This is a genomic window from Pseudomonas sp. P5_A12 (assembly GCF_056400685.1).
In genome coordinates this window covers 1-7,468 of record NZ_JBFUKU010000257.1, presented here as the reverse complement: position 1 = coordinate 7,468, position 7,468 = coordinate 1, and the positions used below count along the sequence as shown (strand labels likewise).

General features: G+C 59.2%; 5 protein-coding genes. 2 read left to right on the top strand and 3 right to left on the bottom strand.

The features are described 5' to 3' along the window. The first annotated feature begins 255 nt into the window (after positions 1-255). Entirely contained in the window at positions 256-1,593 is a 1,338-nt protein-coding gene (gdhA, locus tag AC1DSG_RS24500; protein WP_477793205.1) for an NADP-specific glutamate dehydrogenase, read from the top strand. Here the strand turns inward: gdhA and AC1DSG_RS24495 are convergent. The 3 genes from AC1DSG_RS24495 to AC1DSG_RS24485 form a co-directional block, all read right to left on the bottom strand. Continuing rightward, positions 1,590-2,084: a GreA/GreB family elongation factor gene (locus tag AC1DSG_RS24495; RefSeq protein ID WP_477793204.1), complete on the bottom strand. Its 495-nt coding sequence runs from the start codon at positions 2,082-2,084 to the stop codon at positions 1,590-1,592. The two genes, gdhA and AC1DSG_RS24495, sit on opposite strands and share 4 nt — an antisense overlap. Positions 2,085-2,229: 145 nt before the next feature. Beyond that, a complete protein-coding gene (locus AC1DSG_RS24490) occupies positions 2,230-4,083 on the bottom strand; it encodes an Lnb N-terminal periplasmic domain-containing protein (protein WP_477793203.1) in 1,854 nt (617 codons plus the stop codon). 92 nt (positions 4,084-4,175) lie between these two features. Continuing rightward, entirely contained in the window at positions 4,176-4,664 is a 489-nt protein-coding gene (locus tag AC1DSG_RS24485) for a DUF3015 domain-containing protein (RefSeq protein WP_477793202.1), read from the bottom strand. Positions 4,665-4,943: 279 nt separating this feature from the next. On the opposite strand from AC1DSG_RS24485, the gene AC1DSG_RS24480 reads away from it, so the two are divergent. Beyond that, on the top strand, positions 4,944-7,382 hold the full coding sequence (locus tag AC1DSG_RS24480) for a Lon protease family protein (RefSeq protein ID WP_477793201.1): 2,439 nt from the start codon (positions 4,944-4,946) through the stop codon (positions 7,380-7,382). Positions 7,383-7,468 lie beyond the last annotated feature (86 nt).

Genomic DNA, 7,468 nt, shown 5'->3' with positions numbered 1-7,468 from the left:
CACAGGGATTATGTGATCGACACAAATCCACTGTGGGAGCGAGCCTGCTCGCGAAGCGGTGTCACTGATGGTGCAAAACTCGAAGGGTTGCTCCCTGTTGTGGTGCAAAAACCGTCCGATAACCGGACTTATTTATACCTGGCGCACCATTTAATTTCATAATTGCGACATTCGGCGCTGTCATTGTGCGCATTCTGTTTGCTAGAGTCCGGCCCCAATCTCTTCCAACGACAACAAATCTGCCGAGACTGTTCCATGATCGAATCCGTCGAATCCTTCCTTGCCCGTCTGAAAAAACGCGACCCTGACCAGCCTGAATTCCATCAGGCCGTGGAAGAAGTCCTGCGCAGCCTGTGGCCGTTTCTCGAAGCCAATCCGCATTATTTGACCTCCGGCATTTTGGAGCGGATTTGCGAACCTGAGCGCGCGGTGGTTTTTCGGGTTTCCTGGGTCGACGATCAAGGCAAAGTGCAAGTCAATCGCGGTTTCCGTATCCAGATGAACAGCGCGATCGGTCCCTACAAAGGCGGGCTGCGTTTCCATCCTTCGGTGAACCTCGGCGTGTTGAAGTTCCTCGCCTTCGAACAGACGTTCAAAAACTCGCTGACGTCGCTGCCGATGGGCGGTGGCAAGGGTGGTTCGGACTTCGACCCCAAGGGCAAGAGCGATGCTGAAGTCATGCGTTTCTGCCAGGCCTTCATGAGTGAGTTGTACCGTCACATCGGTGCGGACGTTGACGTGCCTGCCGGTGATATCGGCGTCGGTGCCCGGGAAATCGGTTTCCTGTTCGGGCAATACAAGCGCCTGAGCAACCAGTTCACCAGCGTGCTGACCGGCAAGGGCCCCAGCTATGGCGGCAGTCTGATTCGTCCGGAAGCCACTGGTTTTGGTTGCGTGTACTTCGCCGAGGAAATGCTCAAGCGCAGCGGTGAAACCGTCGAAGGCAAACGCGTGGCAATCTCGGGTTCCGGTAACGTCGCGCAATATGCGGCGCGCAAGGTCATGGACCTTGGGGGCGTAGTGGTTTCGCTGTCCGACTCCGAAGGCACGCTCTACTGCGAAAGCGGATTGACCGAAGAGCAATGGCTGGCAGTGCTGGAGCTGAAAAATGTCCAGCGCGGACGCATCAGTGAACTGGCCGGCCGTTTTGGTCTGGAGTTCCTGGCGGGCCAGCACCCGTGGGCACTGAGCTGCGACATCGCGCTGCCATGCGCTACACAAAACGAACTGGACGCCGAGGCCGCTCGTACGTTGCTACGCAACGGCTGTATCTGTGTGGCGGAAGGGGCCAACATGCCGACTACCCTGGAGGCCGTGGACCTGTTTATCGAGGCAGGGATTCTGTTCGCGCCGGGCAAGGCTTCCAACGCGGGTGGTGTGGCGGTGAGCGGGCTGGAGATGTCGCAGAATGCGATGCGCCTGCTGTGGACCGGTGGTGAAGTCGACAACAAGCTCCACGCGATCATGCAGTCGATCCACCATGCTTGCGTGCACTATGGTGAAGAGAACGGTCGGGTCAACTATGTCAAAGGCGCGAACATCGCCGGCTTCGTCAAAGTCGCCGACGCCATGCTCGCCCAAGGCGTGGTTTAAGCCGGTTCGATACGGGTGATCTCGATCAGTTGATCACCCGCTGGACGTTGCCACAGCACTTCGTCGCCGAGTTGCGCCCCGAGCAACGCCCGGCCCAGCGGTGAACCCCAATTGATCAGGCCCGCCGCCGCGTCGGCCTGGTCTTCACCTACCAACTGTACGGTTTGACGGGTGTCGTGTTCGTCAGCGAACGTCACACGGCTGCCGATCTGCACTTTTTCAGTCGAGCTGGCGGCAGTCACGACCTGGGCACTTTGCAGGCGCTGGTTGAAATACCGCAAATCGCGTTCAAGGTCCGCTTGGCGCTGCTTGTCTGCTTGCTCCTCTTTGGCCGATTGCTCGCTATGCAGGTGTTGCAGTTCGGACACTTTCGCCTGCAATTGGGCCAGGCCCGCGGGCGTGACGTAATTGGGCTGCGCGCTGACCTGCCGTTCGACAGGCTGATCGGCTTGCGCGGCGGCGTTATCTTCGTTGACGAATGCGCGGCTCATGCTCTTCTCCCGTTATAGGGTTTGGTCCATGGTGACAGGTCTGTAGGAGCACAGSTTGCTGGCGATGGCATCACCTCGCTCAATCTGAATAACCGCATTGATGCCATCGCCAGCAAGCTGAGCTCCTACAGGTGGAGCGGGGCGGTTAGTAGTGATACCACTTCACTTCCAGCATTACTTCATTCTCGGGGGAGGCGAGGTGGCTGAATTCGCGCTGGGCGCTCAGGCGCAGGCCAAGGTTGCGTGACAGCTCCCATTGCTGATTCAGGCTGATGCTTCGGCGCACTTCACCATTGGTGAAGAAATCGCCTTTGGTCTCCAGACTGAAATTGCCCAGCGGGTTCTTCCACAGCACGCCAGTGTTGAAACCCGCCGCCGGGGCGATGAAACCGGCGAAGTCGTTGTTGTGTTCAATGCGCGCGGTCCCCAGGGCAAAACCGAGCATGTCGTCGCCCAGTTGCCAGGTACCGCCGCCACCGCCATTGATGTGGCTGACCAGGGTTTCGTCATCGTGTGTGCCCGGCACGCGTTCCAGGCCACCAGTCACCTGCCACGACAGCGGTTGCAGCAGCTCGTTGCGTGGGGTGAAGGAGCGAATGGTCGCCAGATCAAGCTGCTGAAACTGCCAGTGATTGCCTTCGTACTGGCGCAGCTTCATTTGCAGGATTTCAATTTGTGCGCCGAGCGGGAAGCTTTCGGCGTTGTCGTTGAGATCGTGATAGGCCATGCGCAGGCCGTATTCGCCAAACGCGTTGTCGCCCCGGGTGCCGACACCCGCCTGCCAGGTGCGGGATTCATGGCCATGCTCGGGCAGGCCCGGTTGCGGGATATCCAGCTCGGGCGCGGGGTTCTGGTTGATCGCCCGCAGCAATTCGAAACTGCGCTGAGCCTGTGCAGGGTCGCGTTCCTGGCCATTGGCGCGGTAGCGTTCCAGACGATAAGCCGCGTCGATGATCAGCGCCTGGCGATCCTTGGGTTGCGCCTTGAAAGCGGGTTCCTGTAACTGCTTCTGGTCAGCGCTGACTTTCAATACCCATTGCAGTTCATCAGGATTCAGCGGTTCGGCACGACTCAATAACTCACGTTCGCGGGACGGGCGGTATTGAATCGATTCCACTAAACCGGCTTCTTTCACGGCTTTGACAGTGTCGGTAGGAATCGCGGTCAGCGGGAATTGCTCGGTCAGCCGCAGACTGGGGCGTGCCACTTGCAGCAACTCAAGCAGGCGATAGGAGCAGTTTTCGTCGAAGAAGAAATAGTCGAACCGGACCTGCTTCAGTTCCCAGACGTGCTCGACCATGCGTTCGGTTTCTGGTGGGGTCAGGTTCAGCCGGTACTCCCACAAGTCACGGTTCTCGAGGCTACGGTATTCCGAGAGTTTTTCCTGATAGGGCACCAGCGAAAAAAGCCCCGGATAGCCGCCCATCAAGCCTTTCCAGGCGAAGAGGATGCTGTTGTCCGAACCTTCGATGAAGGCGCCGAAGTTGATGGCGTAACTGAGCAGAGCCGTGTGGTCGCTTTGCACATCCACCTGGTCGATGCGCAGCAACGTGTGGCCAAACATCGATGACGGACTGTTCAGGTAAGCCGCCGGGAAAATCATCACCGCACTGTGGGGCGAGACGTCCTTGAACCATTGCTTGAACTCAGTGCAGGCAGGCGTCGGCAGATCGGTCAGGTTGAGCTGCGATTTCAGCCAGCGGGTACGGGCTGGATAAACGCATTGAGCGTGTTGTTCGCCGGCACTGGCCGGGGCGTACAACGCTTGCACCGTGGCGGCCAGTTCACGGTCGGGGTGTTCGTTGCCGTCGGGCGCCAGGAAGAACGCCTTGTCGCTGATATAACTGCGCCAGCCACCGAGCTTGGCGGTTTCGTAGTGTCCCAGGGAAATCCAGAAGGGGTCATTGGCCAATTGCTGCAAACGTTGAGGGTCGATGTGCGGCGCAGCAGACAGCGGGGCGCAGACACAGAGCGCCAGCCAGGCAAGGCGTTTGAGCATAGTGGGCAACTTAAGTCGAAAAAAACAAAGACCCAAAGAGGGGCGGGCCTAAAAAATAAATCCGCTCCCCGAAAGGAGCGGGCGGGTCGAGCTTAAGCTTGAGTGGCGTACTTGGCCAGACGCGGATCGTTCTTCAGAACGGCCAGGGTGTTGGTATGCACGTCTTCAGCGGTCACATCCGCCTTGCTGAAGATTTGCTGGAAATGCTCGTGAGTCACAGCGGCGAAATGCGCACGGTCTTCCGGCGCCACGCCCAGGACCACGGCGTAAGTGGTCAGCGCCTCGCCCTGACCTTTAGCCATGTCTTCGGACAACTCGTTCATCATGCCATTCATGGCAAACCAGGATTTGCCGCCGTAGGTCAGCGACGAATTCGTGGCGCAGCCGTTAGTGCCGGAGGTCATACCGAAGGTCGCGTTACCGGACGTGCCGTTGGTAATGGAGGCCATGAAGTGAGCCGGGGTGCCACGCTGACCTTCGAACAGCATGTTGCCCCAACCACAATCCGGGCCGCCTGGGGCTTGCGCCATGGCGTTGAGGGATACAACGGTGAAGAGAGTACCGAGAAGAATCCGTTTCATAGCTATGTTCTCTTTGTTTGCATACCGATGGACAAGGGAGGCTGATGCCATTTTGGCGCCAGTCAGGCCGGTTATTGGTCCAGCCGCGCAATTTGGAGTTTAGGCACGATCCCGGGGTTCCGTGATTTTTTGCAAAACATGCGCTGAAATCATTGATTTAGCCCCGGCCCGCCAGGGGATGGCAGTTTGTCTATGCTTTGGCTGGAGGTGCGCCTTGCAAGTGAGGTATGGGCAGCGCCAGAATGCCGCTATCTGCCCCGCCTGATGTAAGGAAGCCCGATGCCTGATCCTGTTGCTGCCAGCTTGCGTCTAGCGCCTGAAGCGCTGACCCGTCCGTTTTCCGCTGAACAGTTCAGCTTCTCTACCACCAATGATCTGGAGCCCTTCCGCGGTGTGCTTGGCCAGGAACGTGCGGTCGAAGCCTTGCAGTTCGGCGTGGCGATGCCACGCCCCGGTTACAACGTCTTTGTCATGGGTGAGCCTGGCACCGGCCGGTTCTCGTTCGTCAAACGTTACCTGAAAGCCGAAGGCAAGCGCTTGCAGACCCCGGCCGACTGGGTCTATGTCAACAATTTCGATGAGCCGCGCGAGCCTCGCGCCCTGGAATTGCCGTCAGGCACCGCGGGCGCGTTCATCGGCGACATCAATGCTTTGATCGACAACTTGCTGGCGACCTTTCCGGCGGTGTTCGAACATCCGTCCTACCAGCAGAAGAAAAGCGCCATCGACCGCGCTTTCAATCAGCGCTACGACAAGGCGCTGGACGTCATCGAGCGTCTGGCCCTCGAAAAAGAAGTCGCCCTGTACCGCGATGCCAGCAACATCGCCTTTACTCCGATGAGCGAAGGCAAAGCGCTGGATGAAGCGGAATTCGCCCAGTTACCGGAAGTCGATCGCGAACGCTTTCACGAGGACATCTCCGGTCTGGAAGAGCGTCTGAATGAAGAGCTCGCCAGCCTGCCGCAATGGAAGCGTGAATCGAGCAATCAGCTGCGCCACCTCAACGAAGAAACCATCACACTGGCGTTGCAGCCGTTGCTGTCGCCCTTGTCGGAGAAGTACGCCGAGAACGCAGCCGTGTGCGGTTACCTGCAAGCGATGCAGGTTTACCTGCTCAAGACGGTTGTCGAACAGCTGGTGGACGACAGCAAGACCGACGCCATTGCCCGCAAGCTGCTGGAAGAGCAATACGCACCGAGTCTGGTGGTCGGGCATTCGGCCAGCGGCGGTGCGCCGGTGGTGTTCGAGCCGCACCCGACTTATGAAAACCTGTTTGGCCGCATCGAATACAGCACCGATCAGGGCGCGCTGTACACGACCTATCGGCAACTGCGACCGGGGGCCTTGCACCGGGCCAACGGCGGCTTTTTGATCCTTGAAGCGGAAAAAATGCTCAGCGAGCCGTTCGTCTGGGATGCGCTCAAGCGCGCCCTGCAATCGCGCAAGCTGAAAATGGAATCGCCATTGGGTGAACTGGGCCGTCTGGCCACCGTGACCCTGACGCCGCAACACATTCCGTTGGCGGTCAAAGTCGTCATCATCGGTGCCCGTCAGCTGTATTACACGCTGCAAGACCTCGATCCGGACTTCCAGGAGATGTTCCGCGTCCTGGTGGACTTCGACGAAGACATCCCGATGGTCGACGAGAGCCTGGAGCAGTTCGCCCAGTTGCTCAAAACCCGCACTTCCGAAGAGGGCATGGCCCCATTGACGGCGGATGCCGTGGCGCGTCTGGCCACGTATAGCGCGCGTCTGGCCGAGCACCAAGGGCGTTTGTCGGCGCGAATCGGTGATCTGTTCCAGCTGGTCAGCGAGGCGGATTTCATTCGCCACCTGGCGGGTGATGAAATGACTGACGCCGGGCACATCGAGCGTGCGCTCAAGGCCAAGGCCACCCGCACCGGACGTGTCTCGGCGCGGATTCTCGACGACATGCTGGCCGGGATTATCCTGATCGATACCGATGGCGCCGCTGTCGGCAAGTGCAACGGGCTGACGGTGCTGGAAGTCGGCGACTCGGCCTTTGGTGYGCCGGCCCGGATTTCCGCCACGGTGTACCCGGGCGGCAGCGGTATTGTCGACATCGAGCGTGAGGTCAACCTCGGGCAGCCGATTCACTCCAAAGGTGTGATGATCCTCACGGGGTATCTGGGCAGTCGTTACGCTCAGGAATTCCCGCTGGCAATTTCCGCGAGCATTGCCCTGGAGCAGTCCTACGGTTATGTCGATGGCGACAGTGCGTCGCTGGGCGAGGCCTGTACGCTGATTTCGGCTTTGTCGAAAACACCGCTCAAGCAGTGCTTTGCGATCACCGGCTCGATCAACCAGTTCGGTGAAGTGCAGGCGGTAGGCGGGGTCAACGAGAAGATCGAAGGCTTCTTCCGGCTCTGCGAAGCGCGCGGGCTGACCGGTCAGCAAGGGGCGATCATTCCGCAAGYGAACGTTGCCACGTTGATGCTCGACGAGAAGGTATTGGCGGCGGTGCGCGCGGGGCAGTTCCATGTTTACGCGGTGCGTCAGGCGGACGAGGCCTTGAGCCTGTTGGTCGGCGAGCCTGCCGGTGCGCCGGATGAAAACGGCGAGTTTCCGGAAGGCAGCGTCAATGCGCGGGTGGTGGAGCGACTTCGGGTGATCGCGGAAATGATCAGCGAAGAAGACCTCAAGGAAGCCGAGAAGGAGATGGCGCAAGAGGCGTTGGCAGAAACAAAACCAGCCTGACGCAAAACAACTTGAGGCTTGTACCGAGCCACTGTGGGAGCGAGCCTGCTCGCGATTGCGGTCTTTCAGACAACAGAGAGGTTGGA

What these genes read in the sequence shown, in the direction of transcription:
- gdhA (WP_477793205.1), top strand. Translation starts at nt 256, where the DNA reads ATGATCGAATCCGTCGAATCCTTCCTTGCCCGTCTGAAAAAACGCGAC.
- AC1DSG_RS24485 (WP_477793202.1), bottom strand. Translation starts at nt 4,664, where the DNA reads ATGAAACGGATTCTTCTCGGTACTCTCTTCACCGTTGTATCCCTCAAC.
- AC1DSG_RS24490 (WP_477793203.1), bottom strand. Translation starts at nt 4,083, where the DNA reads ATGCTCAAACGCCTTGCCTGGCTGGCGCTCTGTGTCTGCGCCCCGCTG.
- AC1DSG_RS24495 (WP_477793204.1), bottom strand. Translation starts at nt 2,084, where the DNA reads ATGAGCCGCGCATTCGTCAACGAAGATAACGCCGCCGCGCAAGCCGAT.